General features: G+C 62.1%; 22 protein-coding genes. 7 read left to right on the forward strand and 15 right to left on the reverse strand.

Translation table 11 applies throughout. From position 1 onward, the window contains the following. Positions 1-45: 45 nt before the first annotated feature. From AC1DCM_RS03145 to AC1DCM_RS03185, 9 genes are all read right to left on the reverse strand, one after another. Positions 46-1,077, reverse strand: coding sequence for an AraC family transcriptional regulator (locus AC1DCM_RS03145; RefSeq protein WP_477517251.1), 1,032 nt, complete (start codon positions 1,075-1,077; stop codon positions 46-48). A gap of 102 nt (positions 1,078-1,179) precedes the next feature. Next, entirely contained in the window at positions 1,180-2,280 is a 1,101-nt protein-coding gene (locus AC1DCM_RS03150) for an LLM class flavin-dependent oxidoreductase (RefSeq protein ID WP_477517252.1), read from the reverse strand. Positions 2,281-2,348: 68 nt separating this feature from the next. Then, entirely contained in the window at positions 2,349-2,864 is a 516-nt protein-coding gene (locus tag AC1DCM_RS03155) for a flavin reductase family protein (protein ID WP_477517253.1), read from the reverse strand. 153 nt (positions 2,865-3,017) lie between these two features. Continuing rightward, positions 3,018-3,209 (reverse strand): hypothetical protein, encoded by a 192-nt coding sequence (locus AC1DCM_RS03160; protein WP_477517254.1) that lies wholly within the window; start codon positions 3,207-3,209, stop codon positions 3,018-3,020. A 142-nt stretch (positions 3,210-3,351) separates the two neighbouring features. Further along, positions 3,352-4,326, reverse strand: a complete 975-nt coding sequence (locus AC1DCM_RS03165) for a LysR substrate-binding domain-containing protein (RefSeq protein ID WP_477517255.1) — start codon at positions 4,324-4,326, stop codon at positions 3,352-3,354. 60 nt (positions 4,327-4,386) lie between these two features. Then, entirely contained in the window at positions 4,387-5,985 is a 1,599-nt protein-coding gene (locus tag AC1DCM_RS03170; RefSeq protein ID WP_477517256.1) for an ATP-dependent acyl-CoA ligase, read from the reverse strand. After that, positions 5,982-6,299 (reverse strand): zinc ribbon domain-containing protein, encoded by a 318-nt coding sequence (locus tag AC1DCM_RS03175; protein ID WP_477517257.1) that lies wholly within the window; start codon positions 6,297-6,299, stop codon positions 5,982-5,984. Before AC1DCM_RS03175 ends, AC1DCM_RS03170 begins: the two co-directional genes overlap by 4 nt. Beyond that, entirely contained in the window at positions 6,296-7,435 is a 1,140-nt protein-coding gene (locus tag AC1DCM_RS03180; RefSeq protein WP_477517258.1) for a thiolase family protein, read from the reverse strand. The genes AC1DCM_RS03175 and AC1DCM_RS03180 overlap by 4 nt, the downstream gene beginning before the upstream one ends. 49 nt (positions 7,436-7,484) lie before the next feature. Further along, positions 7,485-8,813: an MFS transporter gene (locus tag AC1DCM_RS03185; protein ID WP_477517259.1), complete on the reverse strand. Its 1,329-nt coding sequence runs from the start codon at positions 8,811-8,813 to the stop codon at positions 7,485-7,487. A 341-nt stretch (positions 8,814-9,154) separates the two neighbouring features. Between AC1DCM_RS03185 and AC1DCM_RS03190 the strand changes: the two genes are divergently transcribed. The 3 genes from AC1DCM_RS03190 (at position 9,155) to AC1DCM_RS03200 (ending at position 12,402) form a co-directional block, all read left to right on the forward strand. Beyond that, positions 9,155-9,964, forward strand: a complete 810-nt coding sequence (locus AC1DCM_RS03190; protein WP_442015555.1) for a cyclase family protein — start codon at positions 9,155-9,157, stop codon at positions 9,962-9,964. Continuing rightward, positions 9,961-11,676: a thiamine pyrophosphate-binding protein gene (locus AC1DCM_RS03195; RefSeq protein WP_442015554.1), complete on the forward strand. Its 1,716-nt coding sequence runs from the start codon at positions 9,961-9,963 to the stop codon at positions 11,674-11,676. Before AC1DCM_RS03190 ends, AC1DCM_RS03195 begins: the two co-directional genes overlap by 4 nt. A gap of 114 nt (positions 11,677-11,790) precedes the next feature. After that, on the forward strand, positions 11,791-12,402 hold the full coding sequence (locus tag AC1DCM_RS03200) for a dihydrofolate reductase family protein (protein ID WP_442015553.1): 612 nt from the start codon (positions 11,791-11,793) through the stop codon (positions 12,400-12,402). On the opposite strand, the gene ligD is transcribed toward AC1DCM_RS03200, so the two are convergent. Beyond that, a complete protein-coding gene (gene ligD, locus AC1DCM_RS03205) occupies positions 12,403-13,647 on the reverse strand; it encodes a non-homologous end-joining DNA ligase (RefSeq protein WP_477517260.1) in 1,245 nt (414 codons plus the stop codon). It abuts the gene before it with no gap. Between the two features lie 130 nt (positions 13,648-13,777). Between ligD and AC1DCM_RS03210 the strand changes: the two genes are divergently transcribed. Continuing rightward, positions 13,778-15,526, forward strand: coding sequence for a pyruvate dehydrogenase (locus tag AC1DCM_RS03210; protein ID WP_477517261.1), 1,749 nt, complete (start codon positions 13,778-13,780; stop codon positions 15,524-15,526). 56 nt (positions 15,527-15,582) lie between these two features. Here AC1DCM_RS03210 and pdxR read toward each other — a convergent pair whose 3' ends face one another. Further along, entirely contained in the window at positions 15,583-16,980 is a 1,398-nt protein-coding gene (pdxR, locus tag AC1DCM_RS03215) for a MocR-like pyridoxine biosynthesis transcription factor PdxR (RefSeq protein WP_477517262.1), read from the reverse strand. Positions 16,981-17,104: 124 nt separating this feature from the next. On the opposite strand from pdxR, the gene AC1DCM_RS03220 reads away from it, so the two are divergent. Then, positions 17,105-17,995, forward strand: a complete 891-nt coding sequence (locus AC1DCM_RS03220; protein WP_477517263.1) for a dihydrodipicolinate synthase family protein — start codon at positions 17,105-17,107, stop codon at positions 17,993-17,995. Then, positions 17,992-19,236, forward strand: coding sequence for an MFS transporter (locus tag AC1DCM_RS03225; protein ID WP_477517264.1), 1,245 nt, complete (start codon positions 17,992-17,994; stop codon positions 19,234-19,236). The genes AC1DCM_RS03220 and AC1DCM_RS03225 overlap by 4 nt, the downstream gene beginning before the upstream one ends. A 25-nt stretch (positions 19,237-19,261) precedes the next feature. Here AC1DCM_RS03225 and AC1DCM_RS03230 read toward each other — a convergent pair whose 3' ends face one another. Together AC1DCM_RS03230 and AC1DCM_RS03235 are read right to left on the reverse strand one after the other, a co-directional pair. After that, on the reverse strand, positions 19,262-19,993 hold the full coding sequence (locus AC1DCM_RS03230; protein ID WP_477517265.1) for a B3/B4 domain-containing protein: 732 nt from the start codon (positions 19,991-19,993) through the stop codon (positions 19,262-19,264). Next, positions 19,986-20,588, reverse strand: a complete 603-nt coding sequence (locus tag AC1DCM_RS03235) for a helix-turn-helix domain-containing protein (RefSeq protein ID WP_477517266.1) — start codon at positions 20,586-20,588, stop codon at positions 19,986-19,988. The genes AC1DCM_RS03230 and AC1DCM_RS03235 overlap by 8 nt, the downstream gene beginning before the upstream one ends. A gap of 179 nt (positions 20,589-20,767) precedes the next feature. Between AC1DCM_RS03235 and AC1DCM_RS03240 the strand changes: the two genes are divergently transcribed. Then, complete coding sequence (locus AC1DCM_RS03240; protein WP_477517267.1) at positions 20,768-21,223, forward strand: Lrp/AsnC family transcriptional regulator; 456 nt, start codon at positions 20,768-20,770, stop codon at positions 21,221-21,223. Between the two features lie 124 nt (positions 21,224-21,347). Here the strand turns inward: AC1DCM_RS03240 and AC1DCM_RS03245 are convergent, their stop codons facing one another. Continuing rightward, the gene (locus AC1DCM_RS03245) at positions 21,348-22,763 is read right to left on the reverse strand and encodes an aldehyde dehydrogenase family protein (protein ID WP_477517268.1); all 1,416 of its coding nucleotides are present in this window, start codon (positions 22,761-22,763) and stop codon (positions 21,348-21,350) included. Next, on the reverse strand, positions 22,756-23,802 hold the full coding sequence (locus AC1DCM_RS03250; RefSeq protein WP_477517269.1) for a homoserine dehydrogenase: 1,047 nt from the start codon (positions 23,800-23,802) through the stop codon (positions 22,756-22,758). The genes AC1DCM_RS03245 and AC1DCM_RS03250 overlap by 8 nt, the downstream gene beginning before the upstream one ends. Positions 23,803-23,836: the final 34 nt, after the last annotated feature.

The following is a 23,836-nucleotide window of genomic DNA, read 5'->3' on the forward strand; positions in this document are numbered from 1 at the left end:
TGAGAGGGTCCTCAATGACTCACTTCACCAACCCGCTGCGGCGGTTCAGAGGCCTGTTGCCAATGGACGCCCCCGCAATCTTTGGAGCGTAACTGACGGGGATTCCTTGTACTTTTCGCTGTAGTACGCGGCAAACCGCCCAAGGTGGGAGAACCCGGCGTCGAAGGCGGCTTCGGCCACCGTGGCCGCGACTGGACCGGCCTGTCCCTCCAACATCCGGCGTGCACGCGCCAGCCTCATGTCTCTCAGTACGTGTGCGGGGCTCTGGCCGATGTGTGCCTGAAAGGCATTATGCAGCTGCCTTGTACTGATACCGACGGCGGAGGCCACATCATCAATCCGGATGTTTGCTCCCAGGTTCTGCTCCAGGTAATTGCAGGCTGACTCAACGTACGCCGGAGCCCCCTTGTTGCCAGGCAAGGGGGCGAAAGCCGGCTCCAGGAAAGGAGCAAGCCCGGCGGACATTGTGGCAAGAAGGATATTCTCAAGCCACGTGACAGATTCTCCTGCGAGGCCCTGGTCCAGCTGGCGGCAGGCTTCCAACCAGGTTTGCGAAACCATGTTTGGATTGCTGAGCTGTAAGGGAACGTCGCTGGCAAGGGAAATGGGCTTGACCAGCACCCTATTCGACGTAGCCGCCAAATAGTTTTCCAGCACATCGGCGTCGACGCCGCCAACCAGGGCTCCGCGCAGTGGATCCGGAACCATCTTGGTCTGATGATGGGAGCTCAAAGCGAACGGAGTGTTCGCCACCCACTGGTTGCCGCAGGATTCCACGAGCATCGGACCCCTCGGGATGACAAGCAGCGCCCTACGGCCCGAAGGCGGACTGACAATCGTGACCCCAGTGCCGTACGAGACAAAAACCAGGCTAATGGCGCCCGCCACCAGACCGTTGACCGTCCCGTCGATTCCGCGTCCCTGATGCGGAACCAGCAGATGCTCATCCGACGTCAGGCTGTTGACAGAGTCCCGGACAACTGCTGCCGAGGTGCTGCGGGTTAGAGCATGTGCCTCAAGGGGTCTGTCCGCAGGCAACTGACATGAAACAGCGTCTAACGCCCCAGCTGAGTCCATGTAATGACCTTTCCCTGAAAGGGATCTTGATCCCGGTCGCGCCAGCTGCTCCTCGAACATCGTCAAAGGCATATAGCGTGTGCTTGACGATAGTCATTGCTTCTATACATTGGCAAGTGCCGGTTCGCGAACGCCCAGCTTCTCCAAGCGCGGGAGTACCTCCTGGACGAAGTACTCAAGCTCGCCCGCGTAGTCCACAAAGGCAAGTGTCATCCCGTCAAAACCGGCCTTGGCGAAGCGGGCAATTTCAGCGGCCACTTCATCGGGTGTGCCCACGAGCGGGCAGGAGCCATGGCCCGCGGCAAAACGGGATCGCATGGTCCCCAACATTTCCTTGGTGAAGGACTCCGCGTGCAGACCCTGCAGATTCATCAGGTAGTCCACCGCACCCCAATCGGCATTCTCTTCTGCGTAATACGCGAGATAGTCCGTTGCCTCCTGCTGGCTCGGCCGGCACACCACATGGCTAAGCGTCAGAACACCCACCTCACGCTGGTAATTCGCCATCGCCTGGCTTTTCACGGAACGGACAATTTCCGACCCGTCCTCGGGTCCGCCGACCACTGTGAAGACGAAATCCGAATTCCTGCCAGCGAAGTTCCTGCCTTGCGTGGAGGAACCCGCATTGAGAATGGGAACCTTTCCACCGGCGGGCTTGGGCAATGCCTCAACATGCTTGAGCGAGAAGAATTTCCCATCGAAATCAAAGATTCCTTCCTCTTGCCATGCTCGGCGCACCACCTCCCACCACTCCTGGGCGAAACCGTAGCGATCATCATGGGCCTCCGCCATATCTACGCCCATGGTTTCGTACTCGGGCTGATTCCAGCCGGCCACGATATTCAGTCCAGCACGGCCGCCACCGATCGCATCAAGGGTGGCGATCTGCTTCGCCGTCACCAGTGGATGGTTGAACGCTGTGTGAACCGTTGAAAAGACAGAAATCCTTTCGGTGGCGGCCAGGAGCGCGGCGGCCCATGGAATGGGCTCGAGTACTGAACCATGAAAATTCGTATCGCCCTTGTAACCGATCCATCTCGCAATGGGCAGCAGGAAATCAATTCCTGCTTGGTCGGCTATGCGGGCCATCCGAAGGTTTTCCTCCCACGTTGCTCCCCATCTTTCGGGAATCGTTGTGACGGCCAATCCTCCGGAACAATTTGCCGAGAATAGTCCGAGCTTGAAGTGGTCTTTTCTGTTCATGGGATGCATGATTCCTCTTTCTGGTCCTGTCAAAGTGTTGGTGATGTCATGAGCCGTCAGGCGCTGTTCTACGGTTTCCGCAAGTGCTGAAAGAGCAGGGGATCGAACGACTCCGGTTGCGTTATGTGGTCCACTTGGCCGACCAGGATCATGTGGTCGCCGCCCTCATAGCGGGCCCATAGCCGGCAGTCGAGTCGCAGCCCTACGTCCGGCAACGCAGGCGCGCCGGTATATCCCACAAGGGGAGTGAGACCTTCAAACTTGTCCTTGCCGCGCTGGGCGAAGCGGGGGACGTAGTGCCCAAGATCCTTCCCCAAAACGTGGATGGAGAAGTTATCTGTCGCCATCCAGGTCTCAATGCTGGACGATGCTTTGTCCACACACCATGAGACAAGGGCCGGGTCCAGGGAGACGGACGCGAAGCTGTTCATGACCATGCCGGCCCGTCGACCACCCGCCGCCGTTGTCACGACGCTGACTCCGGAGGGCCAATGCCGCATGACGGACCTCAGGTCCGGAGGGACCTCACAGGCTTCCAGGTCTTTTGCTACAAACGGTTGCTGTTGGATGCTTTCAGTCAACATCGTGTGCCACCTCCAGTCAGTGTTGCGAACGTTCCACAATTCTGCGGATCGCAGGCTGACTGGACTATCCGTTCTTCGCTGACTTATGGCCGTTTTGCGCCAACTAACGCCGCGCCCCAATCCAGCGAGGGAAAGTACGAGGCGGCGTTTCTGTCACGGGAACGCGCCCAGCTGGATGTTGACGGCAAGCACGACGGACGCCAGCGCGAGGATTCCCGCGCCGAGCTGCAAGAGGAAGCCGTCCCTGGAACGCCGCAGCGCTCCTGGAGTGGACCGTGGCATGAGCGAGACTGCACTGAAGCTGGTCACCAGTGCCGCGGCGATGATGACGCTGAAGCTCAGCATGGCGTCAGAACCTTCCCCGGCTTGGATAGCTTCCAGGGCGATACACGACGACGTTGTCGCATGGTGGCTGCCTTTCGCAGACGGATGCAACAACAATATCGTCAATTGTTGACAATGAACAAGGGCTTGTTGCTGGTCTCGCTCAGCCTTCTCTGGCGGCGTCGGAGGAAGGCAACGCTCGTTCGGCAAGGTCGCGCGCCATCTCGTCTCCGACTTCCCTGAGCTTTTCTGCCAGGAGTGCTGCACTGGGGGCCAAGGGCCTATCTGGATGGAGCAACAGGCCCACTTGTTGAGCCAGTCCGTTCAGATGAAGGCTGAGGATCTTTACATCCGGTTCAGCCAAGGCCATGGACTCCGGCATGAGGGCCAGGAACCCGGCCTCCACCACGAGCGTACGCACGGTGGCCGGAGCACCGGATTCAACCTGTTGTGCAGGTGGGGCCAGTCCAGCATTCCGGAAGTTCTGTTCGAGCTCATCCCGAAGGGGCGTGTTGGCAAGTGGTACCACCCATCGGTAAGCTGCCAGGTCCTGCAGGGAGACTTCGGGCATGGCGTGGGCGGGGTGCCACGGAGCGGCAACGATGCGAAAGTCCTCGCGATACAGCGGGACGAGCCGCAGCCGGGCGGTACTGGGATGGTCGGTCACCCGGCCTACCAACAGGTCCAGGTCGCCGTTACCCAGTTCCTGGATCAGCGTTTCGGGAGGTGCTTCGCGCAGTCGAACTTCCACCCGTGGCTTTTCGGCGGTGAGCCGGGCGACCGCCCGCGGCAACAGGAGATTGGCCCCGGTGACATGGGCGCCCACCTTGACAAGGCCCGACGCCGGATCGGCCAGTTCGTCCACCCGTCGCCGCAAGGTGCTGAGATGGCCGACGATCGCCTTTGCATGCTCAAGGCATGCCTCCCCGGCCAACGTAGGCACCATCCCACGCGCTGTTCTCTCGAAAAGAGGCGCGCCGATGGCATGCTCGGCTTCCCGTAAAGCCCGGCTCAACGCCGGCTGTGTCAGATAGAGTTCTTCGGCGGCCCGGACAAGGCTGCCTTGCTCCGCGACGGTGAGCACAATAACAAGGTGGCGCAGCTTTACGTGGGTTGTCAGCAGCGCCCGCAGGTCCATGTCTTCATCCTACGGGTCCTGCTCCTGCGGGCTGCTGCACCGACAGCGGGCCGTGATCAATCAGCGGGCAGCAACAGCAGTCGCCCGGCGCGGGGAGGCGACATCCCTGTCCCACTGCGCTGCCTCCCTACCAGCGGCTTTAAGCACCTGCTTGCGCACTTTGCCGTTCTCGGTCTGGGGCAGTTCATCCACCACCCGCAGGAAGCGGGGGATAGCGAAGGAAGCGAGCCGGGGAACACAGAACTGGCACAACTCGGCAAAATCGACAGGCTCACGGAGGACCAGTGCGGCCATCACCTCATCTTCACCGAGTTCGGAATCCACTGCGTACACGGCAGCTTCCTGGACGGCGGGATGCTGCCGCAGAACCTGCTCAACCTCCACTGAGGAGATGTTTTCCCCGCGGCGCCGGATGACATCCTTGATCCGGTCAACAAACCGGACCCACCCGTCCTCTTCCAGGACAACCCTGTCCCCGGAATGGAACCAGAGATCCTGCCACGCCTTCGTTGTCGCTTCAGGCATTGCATGGTAACCCGTGGCCAGTGCATGGGGCTGGTCACTGCGGATGAGCAGCTCACCCGGCTGCCCGTTGGGAACGGGCACTCCATGGGCGTCCACAACCCGGATGGAAAATCCGGGCCGCACCCGGCCAACGTACCCTGGGCGCCACTGATGGGGCGTGGACCCGATCACCGAGTTCGTCTCGGTGGATCCGTAGCCGTCCAGGAGGAGCACTCCGAACCGCTCCTGGAAGGGTTCGACCAGCTGTGCAGGCGTGGCCGGGGAAAGGGCTAGGCGAATGTGGTGCTTCCGATCACCCGGTCCCGGCTCCTTGCCAGCGAGTATTCCGACCATGGCGCCGAGAAGGTAGGTCACCGTCGCTCCCGCCGAGGACGCATCTGCCCAGAACCGCGAGGCCGAAAACCGTGGGCCGAGTACGTACTCACCGCCGCAAGCGACGGCCTGCATGAAGGCATTGAGGGCGTTCGTGTGAAAGAGCGGCAAACAGGTGTAGAGCACGTCATCGGGCCTCAGACCCAGCTGGTCTGACATATTTTCGGCCCACCAATAGAACTGCCCTTGCGGGCACAGCACACCCTTGGATACCCCGGTGGTGCCGGAGGTGTAAAGGATGGCGGCCGTATCTGCCGGTCCTGTTTCCACTGGTTCCACTCCGGGAACCGGTTCAGGGACCGGCATAACCTCAAGAGCGGTGGTGACGTCCGCCGTCGGACCATCAAGTACCCACACCTTCTGGAGGTCCGGTATGGGACCAACTGCGGCGATATGTGCCAACAGTTCAGCTTCAGCTACCATCAGTGCCGGCCGGGAGTTGGTCAGGACGTGCCGCAACTGTTCGCCCCTGCTCGCTGTGTTCACAGGCACAGCGACGGCGCCGATCCACGCGCAGCCCAGGATGAAGTCCAGCAACTCTGTCCTGTTGGAGGACATCAGGGCCACTGTTTGACCAGCCTCGATCCCGGCACTGCGCAACAACCCGCCGGCGCGGGCAGCGGCATCGGCCATCATCTGGCTGTCCCGACGAATTTCACCGCAGCGGAACAGAGGCGCTGCAGGAGCTTTCCGGGCTCGTTCAAGGAGCATTTCCGGGATGGTCAAGGGACGGAGGTTTGGGTCTGTTACCTGAGGGTTCATGGCTGATTCTCATTTACGTTTGAGCGGACAGGGATGAAGGCGTGGACGCCGGGGCCGGCGTTTGGGTTATTGGTGAGCGGCAGGCTCTCACCGGGCACTGTTGTGCCGCCGGTCACGCGGGCAATGACATGAGGCCCGTTCGGGACGGTCAACGTGGCCAGAAGCGTGCCGTCGGCCAGTTGCGTTGTCTGCTGAACGTCTGCCTGCTCGGCCTGGACCGTTGAAAAGTCATCCTGTCCGCAGCGTGGACAGATGAGGCGTTCCGGAAAGAGGAGGCTCCCGCATCCAAGGCAGGCTTGGATGGCGGCGCTCATTCGGCTGCCTCCAGCACCGACATCGTGGCGCAGGCCCCGTAACGGTAAAGGACCATCCCGTAACCGCTCACGACTGCGTGGCGTGCCGTGACCTGGCGGGCCCCAGCCCGCCCCATCAGCTGGGCGGCGGCTTCAACAAGTCCGTGCATTCCGCCCGCAGCCCCAGCTTGCCCGGCCGAAAGCTGGCCTCCGGAGGTGTTGACCGGCAACAGGCGCGTGGCAATACGGTGTTCGATGAAGTCGGCCGGGTTGTCCTGGTCTGAAAGAAGGCCCAGATCCGCCAATTGCGCCACCACCATGGCCGGGTAGTCGTCATACACGCAGGCGAGGCCTATGTCGCTCGGACCGATCCCGGCCTGCTCCCAGCCGTTGGATGCGCAGGCTTGCAGGCCGGTTGCCAAGCCGTCGTCGGACTGTTGGTCGGAGTTGTACGAGGCCTTTACGGAAAGCACTTTGGCGCGGGGAGTTCCCATGCTCCGATCTGCCACCAGGACAACGGCGTCCGCCCCGGTAACGGGAGGTACACAGTCGTACCGGCCCAAGGGGGTGGCAACCATCGGGGCATTAAGGTATTCGTCCATGCTCAGCGATTTGCGGTAGACAGCAGCTGGGTTATCCATGGCCCATTGGCGCTGCGCCACTGCGATGCGGCCGTAATCTTCACGGCAGAGTCCGAGGTGCGCCATCTGGCGGGAGGTGAGCATCGCAAAGAGTGCATTCGGTCCATTCATCGGCAGGGGTGCCAGATGGTCTTCAGTGGCCTTGTTGTAACTGGCAACAAGACGGGAGAACGCGGCCTGGTCCATGAGGTCGCCTGCGGCCAGGACGATGACGTTGGCGTCGCCTGCTTCAATGGCACGGACGGCATGCTGGAGCATCCCGCCTGCGCTGGCGCCCCCGTTCGTGTCCTGCATCAGCCAGGAGAGTCGAAGGCCCATGCGCCAGGCCAGATCGATGGCGTGATCGGGTGCGAGCGTGAAGCTGGATACCGCAAACCCATCCACGTCACTGGTTTGGAGGCCAGCATCATGCAATGCCTTGCTCACAGCCCGGGCAATAACCTGGGACGTCGTTGTCCCTGCTGAAGGGTGCCGGGTGTAGGGGGACTGTCCAGTCCCGATGATGGAGACCGTCATGGCCATCCTTTCTAAAGAACGACAGGAGAGCAGAAGAACTTTTGGGTGCCTACGAGAGAACTTCTGCCTCGTGGCCGGCCTTTTCCTTCTGGTCGGCTTTGATGCCATGGCGGGAGAAAACCAGTGCTACGAGCGTGACCAGGACCAGGCCAATCACATAAAGGGATACCGGGATGGAGGAACCGTATTGCAGAAGCAAGGCTGTGGCGATCAACGGGGCGAATCCGCCGGCAAAGACCGCTGCGAGCTCGTGGGCGATGGCCATCGCGGAATAGCGGACCTCGGCGGAGAACAGTTCGTGGAAGAAAGCCGGCTGCGTTCCAATCATTGCGCCGTGGCAGAGGCCATTGCCCAGGAGGAAGGCCAAAATGACGATGGCGGGAGTGTTGGAATCAATCATGGAAAAGAACGGGAAAGCCATGGCGCCCATGCCAACTGCACCAAGGGCGTAGACAGGACGCCGTCCAATCCTGTCTGAGAGATGGCCGAAAAAGATGTAGGTGCCGAACGAGACAAGCATCGACACTGCCACTGCCATCAGCAGCAGGCCCTTGTCCACGCCCACGTGAACTCCATAGGCGATGGAGAAGGAGAGAAAAATGTACGAGCCGCCGTTCTCTGCCACACGAAGTCCCATGGCGACGAGGATTTCGCGGGGGTGGGTTTTGATGGCCGCAAGCACGGGGAGGCGGTGTTGCTTGCTGTGGCTGGCGGCCGTGAACTCCTTGCTTTCCGGTAGCCGGAAGCGGATGTAGGCACCTACTGCCAGCAGCACCACGCTCAGGAGGAACGGGACGCGCCAGCCCCACGCCAGGAATTGGGTGTCCGGCATCAACTGGACCAGGAAGAAGACCAAGGAGGACAACACGAAACCAAGCGAAATTCCTCCCTGGCTGAAGGCGGAGAGCATGCCCCTGCGGGTAGTGGAGGAGTTCTCGCTGATCAGCAGGACACCTCCGCCCCACTCACCTCCGGCCGCGATGCCCTGGATGACCCTGAGCAGGATCAACAAGGCAGGGGCCCACAGTCCTACTTGCGCATAGGTGGGCAGCAAGCCCATGAGGGCTGTGCTGATTCCCATGATGGACAGGGTCATGACCAATGCGCGCTTGCGCCCCAGCCTGTCGCCGATGTGTCCGAAAATGATGCCGCCCAGAGGACGGGCTGCAAACCCGACGGCGAAACCGGCGAAGGCGGCCATGGTACCAACCAGGGGGTCGACGTCGGAGGGGAAAAACAACCGACCAAAGACGACTGCCGATGCAGTGGCGTAGAGGAAGAAGTCATACCACTCCAGCGCATTGCCCACGAGCGAGGCAACAACGTACCGACGGACGCCGGGACGTTGTCCCGGCAAGGTGTGCTGTGGATGGGACATTGTTGCTCCTTAGTGCGAAAAGCTCTGGCAATCGTCCGGCCAATTCGACGTGTCGTCCTGGCTGAAACTCTGCGGATCAGGTTGTCCGCTTCATGATCGAAACGGTCAATTGTGATGGGCGTTACAGCTGCTGATTTCAGTTTCCCCCGGGCTCAGGGGAACGTCGAATGCCGGTTTTGCCAGGGGCTATGCCTTTCCGGGTAACCCTTGCGATTTGCACAAAAACGCTGTTCCGGTGCGTATGAATGTGCTGCTAATGTCGCAGCCACAAGTCCTGTTGCGCACCGCCACGGGACCCTCAACGCCCTCATCGACGGCGAACCCATCCCCAAGGAACTCTCATGGATACCAGCAATATTGACGTGCGCCAAGGCAGCGTAGCCCAGGTGCTTGCCGGCCTCGCCACGGGCCGGATTGATGTCATTGACCTGACCACCAGGCTCTCGATCAACACTCCAACTCTCGAACTGCCGGAACCCTTCGCAAACCTCATTGACTTCAGCCTCGAAGAGGTCTCCGCCTACAACAACCCCGGATCCTTCTGGAAGCATCACAACATCCACACCGGCGAACACATAGGCACCCATCTGGACGCCCCGGTGCACTGGATCACCGGGCGTGACGGCAAAGACGTCGCCCAGATCGAACCCGCCCGGCTCGTGGGCCCGGCAATCGTCCTTGATGCGACCGAGGAGGCTACTGCGGACCCGGACTTTCTCCTGGACCTTCACCACATCCGCCGATGGGAGGAAACCTACGGACCACTGCCCGACGGCGGCTGGCTCCTCATTCGAACGGGGTGGGACAAGCGCTCCCAAGACCGACAACGATTCCTGAACAAGGACGAGCACGGCCCACATTCTCCCGGGCTCACGGTCGAATGCGCCCGATGGATTGCCGAGGAGTCTTCGCTGTCCGGCATTGGAGTGGAAACCGTTGGCATCGATGCCGGGGCCGCCGGTGGACAGGAACCTCCATTTCCGGCCCACCACTTCCTGCTGGGGAACGACAAATACGGAATCACCTCATTGCAAAATCTGGACCAACTGCCCCCAACCGGAGCAGCCCTCATCGTTGCGCCCTTGCCAATCGTTGGCGGAACCGGAAGCCCAGCCCGCGTGTTCGCGCTCAAAGAAGGAGAATCACGATGACCGTCACCACCGGCAGCCCGGTACTCAAGGAGGACTGCACCACGCTGGCCCCCGCATCCCGCTCTGACAATGTTGCCGAACTCGTGGGGAACACCCTCGCCCGGCTTGGCGTCGGCCACGTCTTCGGAGTGGTGGGCAGCGGAAATTTCGTCGTGACAAACGCACTGCGCCGGGCGGGAGTGCCCTATGCCGCAGCAAGGCACGAAGGGGGCGCCGCCACCATGGCTGATGCCTACGGGAGGATGTCAGGCAAGGTCGGAGTCGTCACCACGCATCAGGGTTGTGGGCTGACCAATGCTGTAACAGGAATCGGCGAGGCAGCGAAGAGCCGAACCCCCATGATTGTCCTAACCGCGGACACGGCTGCATCCGCAGTCAGGTCCAACTTCACCATCGATCAGGATGCACTTGCCCGAAGCGTCGGTGCAGTGGCTGAGCGGGTCCACTCGCCGCAAAGCGCAGTAGCAGACACCCTCCGCGCCTACCGGACGGCAGTAAACGAACGCCGCACGGTGGTCCTTTCCCTGCCGACAGACATCCAAAGTGCAGAGGCGCCGGTAGGAATCGGCCTCTTGGAGACTTTGGAACCCCGGCAGCGGATCAGGCCCTCAGGGGCGGCTGTCAGCAAACTGGCAGAACTCATCCAAGGCGCGAAGAAGCCCGTATTTGTGGCTGGCCGTGGAGGCCGCGAGGCAGGGCCGGACATCGCAGCGCTCGCCGAAACCGCAGGCGCGCTCGTGGCGACCTCCGCTGTCGCTCACGGACTCTTCAACGGCGACGCATTCAACCTCGGTATTTCCGGTGGATTCTCCTCACCGTTCACCGCGGACACTGTACGGGAAGCGGACTTGATCGTCGGGTGGGGCTGTGCGCTGAACATGTGGACGATGCGCCATGGTTCGCTCATTGGCCCGGGAACAAAAGTGGTGCAAGTGGACCTTGAGGACTCGGCACTGGGGGCAAACCGGTCCATCGATCTGGGGGTACTGGGGGATTGCAGCGAGACAGCCCTTGCTGTGCTCAATGAACTGCGTTCTGCCGGACACCAGGCGGTTGGCCTGCGTACCCCACAGATGGCTGATCGGATAGCTGTGCACGCGCGCTGGAACTCGGTGGACACGGCAGACCTGTCCGCTGCGGGGACCATCGATCCCCGGGTGCTCAGCCGCGAGCTCGACCGGATCCTGCCCGACAATCGGATTGTTTCCGTTGATTCAGGCAATTTCATGGGGTACCCAAGCGCCTACCTGTCCGTTCCTGATGAGTATGGCTTTTGCTTCACGCAGGCTTTTCAGTCGATTGGGCTGGGGTTGTCCACTGCGATCGGCGCGGCGAAAGCCCAACCGGAACGCGTGCCGGTCCTGGGCACTGGCGATGGTGGCTTCCTCATGGCCATTTCGGAATTGGAGACGCTGGTCCGTGAGCGGATTCCCATGGCGGTGATTGTCTACAACGATTCCGCGTACGGCGCCGAGGTCCATCACTTCGATGCAGATGATGAAGACCTGGAAGTGGTTCGATTCCCCACCACAGATATCGCCTCCATCGCCGCGGGCTACGGTGCTGCCACCGTAAGAGTCCGGTGCGTGGCGGATCTGGCCCCGGTGGAGGAGTGGGTTGCGGGTCCTCGGAATGTCCCGATGGTCATTGACGCCCGGATCGCTTCCGATGGTGGCGCGTGGTGGCTGGCCGAGGCCTTTAAGGGCCATTGAGGCTGAACGGCGGAGTCGCTAGTCTGGCTCGCAATGATGTCGATTCCGGGTTATCCCGATCGGCGTACGGTTGGAGGCGGCATCCGGGTTGCCTCCCCTGCGAAGGAGTACATTATGGGAATCCTCTCCGTCGACCTGTTCATCACCCTTGATGGCGTGTATCAAGGCCCGGGTGGACCTGATGAGGACCGTGAGGGCGGCTTCGAATTCGGCGGCTGGCAGGCGGCCTATTCCGATGAGGAAACGGGCCAGGCGATCGTCGCGGGAATCAACCGCATGGATGCGCTGCTCTTGGGACGCAAAACCTACGACATCTTCGCGGGATACTGGCCCAACCGGGCCGATGACCCGATTGCCGGTACGTTCAACGCCCTGCCGAAGTTCGTCGTCTCCCGCTCGCTGACGGACCCTGGCTGGGCGGGCACTACGGCGTTGTCCGAGGTGGCGGAAGTGGCTGCCCTGAAGGATCGGTTCGAGGACATCCATGTCATAGGCAGCGGCGAGCTGGTGCGGTCCTTGCTGAAGGCCGACGTCGTTGATCGGCTGAACCTTTTCCTTTACCCCATCACGCTTGGAGCCGGAAAGAAGTTGTTCCCTGACGGCGCCGGCGTGCCGGCAGCGTTCCGGTTCGCGCAACCACCGCAGGGGTTCCCGACGGGCGCGGTGGCCCTTGCCTACGAGCGCGCGGGTGCGCCGGTTACAGGCATCGACATCGGCGAAGGGTAGTCAGGATGCCGGACGGCCGGGCCATTCCTTGCCGGCCCACGGGTCGTAGTCGGCGATGAGCTCCTCCTGGGCCGGGCGCTTTGCTTCGGGGATGTGCTGCAGGTTCACCCGGACCCTGTACCAGAGCGAACTCGAACCGCGCATCCCGTCGATGAGTACATCCGCCGGGTGCAGCTCCGGGACCACGTCAGCGTGCCGGGCTTTCCATTCATCGAGGGCGGSCACCGCCTGGGGCTTTGTCTTGGTGCGGGCCACCTCAATGAGTGGCATCGTTGAAACCCGGCGGCCTGACCCGTCGCCGGCGCGCGGTGCCTTCTCGGCGGGACCAAGTTCCTTGGCCAAGGCCAGCAGACCCTCAAGGGACCCCACGGCGTCATCGATGCCAGCATGGGGATCGCCCAGCTCCGCGAAGCGTTCGGGCACTGAGCGGACGGTGAATTGTTCGGGCCTCGCGGACGTGAACTCGGCCCACGTCAGCGGAGTAGAAACCCGGGCATCGGGCCGGGGCCGGACAGAGTACGCCGAGGCAACAGTCCGGTCCTTCGCATTCTGGTTGAAGTCGACGAAGACGCTCTCGCCGCGTTCTTCCTTCCACCACCGTGCCGTGGCGAGCCCAGGTGCGCGGTTCTCGACCTCCCGGGCAAGGGTCTCCGCAGCGAGCCGCAGCTCGCTGTAAGACCACTCCGGGGCGATTCGCACCAAAATGTGCAGTCCCCGGGACCCGCTCGTCTTGGGCCACCCCACCAGCCCGACGTCGTCAAGCACCTCGCGCGCCACATAAGCGACATCGACGATTTGCGACCAATCCACACCGGGCATGGGATCGAGGTCGATTCGAAGTTCGTCGGGATGATCAAGGTCCTCGGCACGTACCGGGTGGGGGTTGAGGTCCAGGCAGCCAAGATTCACCACCCACGCCAAACCGGCAGCGTCCCGGATGACAGTTTCTTCTGCTGAGGTCCCCGATGAGTAGTGCAGCGTAGCCGTATCAATGAACTCCAGATGGTTTTCGGGAACGCGTTTCTGAAAGAACGGCTCAGCGTCGATGCCCTTGGGGAAGCGCTTGAGCACCATGGGGCGGCCGCCGGCACCCCGCAGCGCACCCTCCGCAACTGAAAGGTAGTAGCGGACTAAATCCAGCTTCGTTAGCCCGGGTTCGGGGAAAACCACCTTGTCCGGATTGGAGACGCGAACTTCGGCGTCGCCTATGTCCAGAATCTCTGCCGGAGTCTTCGACGGGTTCATGCCGCCACGCTAGCAACGATCGGCGGCCCCAGCTAGACCATCACAGCCAGACCGTCACAGCCAGACCAAGGGCAAGGGCGACTATATTGACCATGTCAGCCCACCACCACAATCGCGGGAGTCTGCACACATGGCGAAGGAACTTGCTACCCAGCTCATCGAACAACTCCAGGCTGCCGGCGTGCAGCGTATTTATGGAATCGTCGGAGACAGCCTCAATCCGATAGTGGACGCTGTGCGTCAAACGGGAGGTTCGGCCAAAGGCGGTATCGACTGGATCCATGTCCGCCACGAGGAGGCGGCAGCTTTTGCCGCAGCGGCCGAGGCGCAACTTACTGGGAAGCTTGCTGTCTGTGCCGGCTCTTGTGGCCCTGGCAACCTCCATTTGATCAACGGACTCTACGACGCCAACCGCACTGGGGCGCCGGTCCTTGCCATCGCTTCGCACATCCCCAGCAAGCAGATCGGCAGCGGATTCTTCCAGGAAACCCATCCCGACCGGATCTTCACTGAATGCTCGGTCTATTCGGAACTGATCAGCACTGCCGAGCAGGCGCCCCGCGTGATGCACAGCGCTATCCAGAACGCTGTAGCCCTTGGAGGGGTCGCCGTCGTGACTCTTCCGGGCGATATCGCCGGACTTGAGGCCACCGCGCCGACGCCGTTGCCCGCCATCTTCCGGCCTGCGCGCCTGGTCCCGGACCAGTCGAGCGTCCAGGAACTGGCTGACGCCATCAACGACGCCGGAAAGGTCGCCATTTTCGCGGGGGCGGGCGTCCAGGGAGCCCACGACGAACTCATTGCTTTGGCGGAGTTGGTCAATGCTCCGATTGGCCACTCACTGCGCGGCAAGGACTTCGTCCAGTACGAAAACCCGTTCGACATCGGCATGACCGGCCTCCTCGGCTACGGTGCCGCAGCGGAAGGCATCGAGGACGCCGATCTGCTGATCCTTCTTGGTACCGATTTTCCCTACGACCAGTTCCTTCCGGACACCCGGACGGCACAGGTTGACCGCGCGGCGCAGCGGCTGGGGAGGAGGACCGACGTCGACATTGCCGTTCATGGAGATGTCCTGCCTACTCTGACCGCCCTTCTGCCTTTGGTGAATCCAAAGAAGAACCGCCGCTTCCTGGACCAGATGCTGAAGAAGCACGACCGCCTGATGAACAAGGCCGTGGGCGCGTACACAAGGAAGGTCGAAAAGAAGCAGCCCATTCATCCTGAGTACGCTGCTTCGCTGCTGGACCAAGTGGCGGCGGAAGATGCCATCTTCACCGCGGATACCGGAATGTGCAACGTCTGGACGGCTCGCTATATCAACCCGCTCGGCACGCGCCGGCTGATCGGTTCCTTCCTTCACGGGTCCATGGCCAACGCCCTTCCGCACGCCATCGGGGCACAGGTGGCCTATCCAGGGCGCCAGGTGGTTTCTGTCTCGGGCGACGGTGGCTTGTCCATGCTGCTTGGTGAGCTCATCACCGTGGCCGCACATCAGCTGCCGGTAAACGTAGTCGTCTTCAACAACTCAACGCTGGGCATGGTCAAGCTGGAAATGTTGGTGGACGGGCTGCCCGATTTCGGGGTTGATGTGCCGGACGCCAACTATGCGGCCGTTGCCAAAGCCTTGGGTTTCCATGCTGTTCGGGTGACGGATCCGGCGAATATCGAGGAAGCGTATCGGGAGGCGTTCGCCCACCCGGGTCCTTCGCTGGTGGAGCTCATTACTGATCCCAATGCGCTGTCCATCCCGCCGAAGATTTCCGGGCAACAAGTCATCGGTTTCGCAACGGCAATGTCCAAAGTCGTCTTGAACCGCGGAGCCGGTGAAGCTGTGAGCATGGCCCGGAGCAACCTGCGCAATATTCCTCGGCACTGAGAGGAGTCTTTGCCGGCAGCAGCTTCAAGCCGACAGCAGGTAAAAAATTCTCTGGCCTATGGATGCTCGTAGAGTAGGGCTCCCAGGATGGTGAGGGCTTTGGACAACTGGAGGTCGGAGACTGCACCATACCCGATGACCAATCCGTTCACCGGTGGCCGCTCGGCATAGTATCCGGCCAAGGGGATGACCCGCACGCCCTGTTCCAATGCCTTCGCAGCCAGGTCCGCCGCGTCAGGCTGTTCGAAGCGGATCACGGCATGCAATCCGCCGTCGAGGGCTGAAAGTTCCACATCTGTCCGCGAGCCTAAGCGCTCAATGAGCAGGGAACGGCGGTGCGAGTATTCCCTCCGGGCGCGGGCAATGTGACGGGAGAGCCCGCCGCCCTGAAGGTAATAGGCGAGGGCCGATTGCAGGACCCCGGCCACCGGCGTGTCCAAGGCTTCACGCATTCCCTTGAGGCGTTGGCCGGCATCGCCCCGGACCATCAGGTATCCGCAGCGCAGCCAAGGACTCAGGTTCTTTGAGAACGTTCCAAGAAGTACGACGTCGGCAGTTGACGGTAGGGATGCGACGGCCGGGAGAGGCATTCTGCTGTGACGGAATTCGCTGTCGTAATCGTCCTCCAGCACCAGCACGCCATGGCGATCCGCCCACTTCAGCAGGCCTAGCCGTTCCTGGACTGCCATCCTGCCGCCAAGAGGGTACTGGTGGCTGGGGGTAATGAGGACGGCGTCGGGGATGACATCGAGGCCGGCGAGCTGGCAGCTCTTCAGACCGTCTTCGTCCACGGGAAGCAGCTGAAGTTGGGCACCAGCCGCGCTCATCACGCGTCGCGCCGTGGGGTAGCCCGGGTCCTCAACCAGGATGCGCGGATTGTTCCTCTTGCCGCGAAGCATGGCCACTATCAAGTGCAGTGCATCACTGGTGCCGGCCGTAATGATGACGTCCTCCGGGTCTACGGCCAGGCCCCTCGACACCGCCAGGTGACCGGCCACGGCTTCCCGAAGATCCAACGTTCCAAGGGCTGGCGGCAGATGCGTGTTTCCTTGCTCCGCCAAGGCCCTTTTCCAGGCGTTGCGCCACTCCCTGTCCTGGAACGGCGATCCGGAGGGACGGCCGGGTGTCAGGTCAATCACGTCGGCGATGGCAGGGCTGCTGCTCTGCGCCTTCGCTTCGTTGGGGCGCTGTTGGATGTCCGGCCGGACCGCTACTTTGGTCCCACCAGCGCCGCTGCTTTCCAGGAACCCTTCCCCGGAGAGTTGCTCGAAGGCCCGCACCACCACACCACGGGATATCCCTAAGTCCTTGGCCAGACGACGGGTGGCGGGGAGCGTGTGCTCAGGCTGGAGGACTCCGCCGAGGATGGCGGTACGGAGCTGGCTTGCAACCTGGGCGGACAGGGAGGCCGGACTCTTCCTGTCGAGCTCGATGGGTATTTCCGATTCGCTCATTGGACCTCCAGAGTTGTTCTTTCTTGGACCTAGTGTAGGACCAAGACCTTTGGCAGCATGAGACGCGTAGTCACCCATTTGCTGTGTTCGCGCCCGGCCACAGCCACAAGAAAGCAGGACTCCAGTGTTCAAAGGCCTCAGCGCATTCCCCCTGACACCCATGAGCGGTGAAAGTGTCGATCTGGACGCCGTTGCCCGGCTGGTGGCGCGCGCAGCACAGTCCGGTGTGGATTCACTCGGTGTTCTTGGCTCGACTGGAAACTACGCCTATCTCTCCCGTGAAGAACGCCGCATGGTCCTTGAAACGTCCGTGGAAGCTGCGGGTGGCGTGCCAGTTTTGGCTGGTGTTGGGGCTTTGCGTACCCGCGACGTCCTCACGCTTGCCGGCGATGCACATACCGCAGGCGCCTCGGCATTGCTCTTGGCCCCGGTGTCCTATCAACGCCTGTCGGAAGCGGAGGTTTTCGGTCTGTTTGAGGACGTTGGGTCGGAGTCAGACCTTCCGATCGTCGTGTATGACAACCCCGGCACAACGGGCTTTACCTTCACCGACGAGCTGCACGCCCGGATCGCCCGTATCCCGGGAATCGCATCCATCAAGATTCCGCCGCCGGCTGCACCCGACATTGCCACCAGGCTCGGTAAGCTCCGCGCAGCTTTGCCCGAGCAAACATTTGTGGGTATCAGCGGAGATTGGATTGCCGCCGAAGCACTGCTTGCTGGCTGCGACCTCTGGTACTCGGTGATCGGCGGGATCCTTCCCCGTCAGGCCCGGGAAATAGTCGATCACGCGTTGGCTGGTCGGCGCCACGATGCGATGGCAGCCTCCGCGGCGCTGGAGCCCCTCTGGTCCCTGTTCCGAACCTACGGGAGCCTGCGGGTCACAGTAGCACTGGCTGAAGACCTGGGGCTCATTCCGTCCTCAGCCCTGCCCTTGCCGCTGCGTGGCTTGGATCCCGAAGGACGCAGCAGAGTTGCCGATGCCATCCGCCAGTGTGGATTGGAGGCGACATGAACCTCATCGACGGCCGCAAAGCCAGCCGTACGGCTACGGGTGAGCAGACATCTCCGGGCGGGTTGGCCCGCTATGTCGTTGCAGCCACCCTGGCCCGCAGCGCCGATGGGGGTGCGGTTGTCGCCATTGTCCTGCTGGTGACAACCAGCGGGGCACAGGGTTGGCTGGCCGGAATACTGGGCGCCTGCATCACGGCACCGCACCTTTTCGGTCCGTTCGTTGCCAGAACACTCGACACTGCCCGGGACGGCAGGACGGTGATCGCCTGGGCGTGCCTCATGCACGGCGTTACCCTGGCCGCCGCTGTCCTGCTGTACCCGCTGACTCCTCCAATCGTGCCGGGCCTACTGCTCATTGCGTCCGGATTGGTGGGTCCATTACTGACAGGCGGCATCAGCAGTAGGCTCTCTACGATCGCCGGGAGGAACAGAACCAGCCAGCGGCGCGCACACGGATGGGATGTAGCGACGTATGGCATCAGCGGTACCATCGGTCCCTCGTTGGTCGCAGCTGTCTCGGCCTGGGTGAATCCCGCCGCAGCGGCGTTGATCCTTGCCGGATTGACGTTTGTCGCCGCCGCTCTCGTCAGGCTCTTGCCTTCTTCTCCTCGAGCATCGGTTCTCTCGGAGGTACCGCGTCCGGGCCGTACATTGCTGATGATGCTGTCCACCGGACCCTTGCGCCGCACGCTCTACCTGACGGTCATCATCGCCCTGTCCGTCGCGGCGTTGCCGATCACAGCAGTGGCTTCGACGGCAGAACTCGGAGTCGAGCCAGCTGCTGCAGGGGTCCTGACGGCCGCATATGGTCTTGGCGGGCTTCTAGGATCCGCCGGTGTCATGATCCGTCCGTTGCGAAGCGACGCGGACCACCTCATGACCTGGCTGGGCGCTGCTGTTGGAGTTGCGCTATGTGGGGCAGCGTTCGCCGGAATGTTCCCGGTAGCGGTGGTGGTCTACTCCTTGGCTGGAGTGCTCAACTCCTGCTTTTTCGCTGCGACACTGGCCGCGCGCAGCGAATATGCACCAGCTGGCGCGCGCGGCCAGGTCTTCGTGTGGATCGGTGCCCTGAAGATCGCTGCAGGTTCTGCCGGCACAGCATTCGCAGGGGCCATGGTTGTACCCATGACACACCTGCCCTTGCTTTTGGCGTCCGCCCTTATTGCTGTGGCTGTGAGCGCTTCCCTGCTTGACCGCCGTCGTCAGCGTTCCCAAACGGCTGGACCGGCTCCTCTCAGCTGATCTGACGTGGTTGATGCGACAGAGGTCAGTGCCGGAGTGTGCCTGCCTCAATCAGCCGCTGGGCGGATACGACTTCCGGTCCCAGGAGGCGCAGGTGCGTGGTGAGGTCCTCGCCGGCGGCAAGGAGATCCTCGGTGGTCACGGGTGCGAGGGCATCAAGAATGAACAACGCCGAGGTTGTATCGTCCCGCAGTTGCGTGCGGTGGCCCTGGCGCCAATTCCAGCGACGGCAAGTGACGCCGTCGACGTCGCACCATACAACTTCCCCTTCATCGGGGTGTTCGACAATGGGCTCACCGCTGGCAACCGTGTCGAAGGGCTCCTGGCCCGTTGCACGGATCAGCCGCGGCGCCCCACTGTAACTGGAAAGGTCTTCGCCGCCGAGCGGAATCTGGTGCAGTACCGATACCGCGTTGTAGAGGTCCGTGAGCCTGTTGACCCTGGGCAGGCCGGCATCAGCCCGTCGAAGCAGTGCTTCAAGGCTGTTGCGGGTGCGGTTGGGCTTTGCTCCGAAGGATTGGTAGGCCTTCCGCCACGCGGCAACATGCGGGAGGTGCTCGACCTTCTGCTCTCTGAGCGCCGTCCGGGCTGCCGCCTCCGCCTGATGCAACAGGGCATCGCTGGCATCATCGCTGGGACCCGGCACGAGACCATCGACGGCGATTAAGAGGGCTTTGTAGTCCGGTTGCAGTTCGAAGACGGCAGGTTCAACGTGGGCTGCGCGGAGAATTTTCTGGAGGTAATCAACCCTAAGCATTGTTCGCCTCCCGATGCGTCGATCCCACTCCACGTTCAAAAACAGCGAGTGAGAACCTTGCTGCGTCAGGCCCGTTGTTGCCGTAGGAATGGGCTACGTCTCCCGGGAAAGACAGCGAGTCACCCGCCTCAAGGACCACCGTCTGCTCTGCGGCGACGACGGTAACGGTGCCTTGCAGAACCTGCAGGAGTTCCTTGGTACCAGGCGTATGAGGCTCACTGACGTGCTGGTCTCCAGGGGCGAGGGTCCAATCCCAGAGTTCCATCACTTCCGGCGGTTCCGTTCCGGCCACGAGCACTCCGCGTCCGCCGGCTGCACTGCTCCACAGCAAGGCACCTTCACCCTTTCGTGTCACTTTGACTCCTTTAGGCTCGGGGGACTGGACCAGATCCGGCAGGCCCACACCGAGCGCGGCGCTGATCCTCAGCAGAGTGCCCACACTGGGGTTCATGGTTGCTTGTTCGACGTTGATGAGCATGCGTCGGCTGACGCCGGCAGCTTCGGCCAGTTGGTCCAGGGTCCAGTGACGCGCTTGGCGCTCCTGTTTAACCCGTCCCCCGATGGCCGAGGCGAGCGATGCGATGTTTTCTTCCATTAATGCAGCATAGTGCACTCTGAGTGCAGTGGACAAGATCCCTGCCAACCAGCCCAAGAAGCAATACACCCATGGGATATGTTTGTACCGGCCAACTTGCTGGACACGCTAGCGCAGCGGCATTCCTGCATCGAAGGACGCCCAAACCCATATTCACACCCCCTCAGACAGGAGCGTCCGTGCCGAAGAGTCCACGTGATGAGATAGATGCGCAGATTCTGGCCGAGCTGCGGCGCAATGCCCGTATCAGCCTTGCCCAGCTGGGCGAGAAGGTGCTGCTCTCCCGCAACGCGGTGCGGCAACGGATTGAGCGGCTCGAACGGGATGGCTATATCCACGGGTACACGATCAAGGAATCCGCCGGAGAAGGCTCGCCTACGGTCAATGCGGTGCTCCTGATCCAACGGCATGACAGGATGCGGGGCGGGGACGTGATTGCCGGACTCAAGGCAATTCCTGAAATCGCCACCTGCGATGTTGTCAGCGGTGAACTGGATATCGTCGTCCGGGTTGAGGCCCCCGATGCTGCGCGAATCCAGGAAATCTGGAGGCAGGTCTCAGAGTTTCCTGGAGTCCGCGACATCACCACCGCCTTGTCCCTCTCCACAGTCATCGACAGGCAGGCGCCTCGTTAAGGCAGCGTGCTGAGACGGCGTAAACCATGCTGGGCTTAAATGGTTCCGGCGCTGCGGAACCAAGGTGGCTACGCAACGCCGGATCGGCACAGCCTGATTGATTGACGGTAACGTCAGACGATCGTCATGAAGTGATCGCTATGACCTTGGGCTGCGTCATTTCCTCGTAGGCGAAGCGGACGCCTTCCCTGCCCATGCTGCCGTATTTCGAGCCGCCAAAAGGCATGGCATCGAGCCGGTAGTCCGAAGAATCGTTGATCATCACTCCGCCGGCGTCGATTGCCTTGGCGGTGGCCAGCGCACGGGCCAAGTCCTTGGTGAATACCCCGGCCTGCAATGCGTATTCGCTGTCATTGGCCAGTTCGATGGCTTCCTCGTCGGAGTCGAATGGTTCCACCAGGACCACGGGTGCGAACAATTCTTCGCTCCACGCCGCGCAGTTGCGAGGGACTCCGGTCAGGACAGCAGGCGTCAGGAGCGCGCCATCCAAAATGCCGCCGGTGAGCAGTCGCGCACCAGCCGACACTGCCTCGTCGATCTTACGCTTCGCTTCAGCGGCAGACGCGGCGCTGATCATGGGTCCGACGTCGGTCTGCTCGCTGCGGGGATCGCCTGCAGTCAGGGCGGCCGTTTGGGCAACAAAGGCGTGAAGGAAGGTCTCGAAGACTGACCGCTGGACGAGGATCCGCTGGGCGCCGATGCAGTTCTGTCCAGCGGCCCAGAAGGAACCGGAAACACTGGCCTCGACGGCGGCAGGAATGTCGGCGTCGTCGAACACGATGACGGGCGCGTTGCCGCCAAGTTCCATGGACAGGCGCTTTATTCCGGCGTTGGCTGCGATGGCCCGGCCCGTGGAAAAGCCGCCCGTGAAGGAGACCATTCGAACCAGTTTGGACGAGATGATGGTTTGCGCGATGGTGCGGTCGCCCAGGACAACAGTGACGAACTCCGCCGGCAGGCCTGCCTCGCGCAACAGGTCCACGAGGAGAATGGCCGTCAAGGGTGTCAGCTGGGACGGCTTGAGGATGACGGTGTTCCCTCCGGCAATCGCTGGACCCAGCTTGTGCGCCACCAGGTTCAGGGCGTCGTTGTAAGGGGTGATGGCAGCGATAAGCCCCAACGGCTCACGGGTGAACCATCCCTGGCGGTTTTCGGAGCCGGCGAAGGAGTCGAAGGGAACTACTTCGCCAACGTTACGGCGGGTTTCCGCTGCCGACAGCTTGAGCGTGTTGACCGCACGGGAGACCTCTTTGAGTGCCTGCGTGATGGTCTTCCCGGCCTCGGCGACGATTAGCCCAGCCACTTTCTGCGCCCGTTGCTGGAGCAGGTCAGCAGCGGTATCCAGAATCCGGCCACGCTCGTGGCGGGGCATGGCTGCCGCTGCCGGAGCGGACGCCGCGGCGCGGATGAGTTCGACGCGTACGTCTGCCTCGGTGCACTGGGGAAGGGTTGCCAGGACGGAACCGTCAAATTTGTCGTACACCACCAGGTCACTGGTAGCGACTGCCGTTGTGGAGTGGGCAATGGCTGTTTCAGGCACGGACCGCTCCTTTGGCGAATTCGTCGACGGCGATGATGTCGGAGATGAGGGCATAGGCAGTTTCCACGCGCCCGGCTCCAGGGCCCGATACCGTGACGGCCCCCAGCAAATCCGTACTGAAGGATACGGCGTTGGTGGCACCGGAAATCCCAGCCAGCGGGTGGTCTGCCGGGAGGGCGATGGGCTGGACAGTAGCAACGATGCTGCCATCGCTCTCGCGGCGGGCTTCGCCGATGAGCTTCCAGCGGAGGCCATTGGCCAGGGCTTGGGCGACGTCATCACCCTTGATGTCCTGAATGCCTGTGGTTTGAACATCATTGGGGTGGATGTTGGCACCGAGCAGCTCATTGGCCAGGATGGCGACCTTCAACCGGACATCCGAGCCGCCGATGTCTGCAGTGGGATCCGCTTCGGCGTATCCACGCTCCTGGGCTTCGGCAATGGCTTCGTCCAGGGCCAGCCCGGCCTCCATCCGGCCCAGGACGTAATTGCTGGTTCCGTTCAGGATGCCTTGAACGGAGTTCAATTCGAGGCCGCCCAGCATTTTGTGTGCGAGTCGAATGACGGGCGTGCCGCTCATGACTGAGCCCTCGTATTCGAAACGGACACCATTGTTTGCTGCAGCCTGGCCCAATTCCCGGCCATGCAACGCCACAGGACCCTTGTTGGTGGTCACCACATGCTTGCCGGACTCGATGGCCCATTTGACGTGCGAAACTGCCGGTTCGCCGTCGATCGGACTGGTGAAGGTAGCCTCAACGACGATGTCGGCCGGGCTGTTTTTGATGACGTCTTCGTTGCGGGGATCCGGGCTGCCACCCGGCAGTCCCTCGAACGAGGCTCCGCGGGGCATCGCGAGCACGGCTGCAAGGTCGATCCCGTCTCCCTGGACGAGCGAGCCGAAGGCAAGATCGGTGATGGCCACGACGCGAAGCTCGAATCCGAGTGAGGCAAATCGCTGGGGTTCGTCCCGGATGAGCTCGGCCAAAGCGCGGTTGACGCCTCCGAAACCGATGAGGGCCAGGTTGTAGGTAGTCACGTGATCTCCTTGGTAGGGCGGTGGTGCTGTCCTA

This window comes from Paenarthrobacter sp. 10N417 (assembly GCF_056394745.1).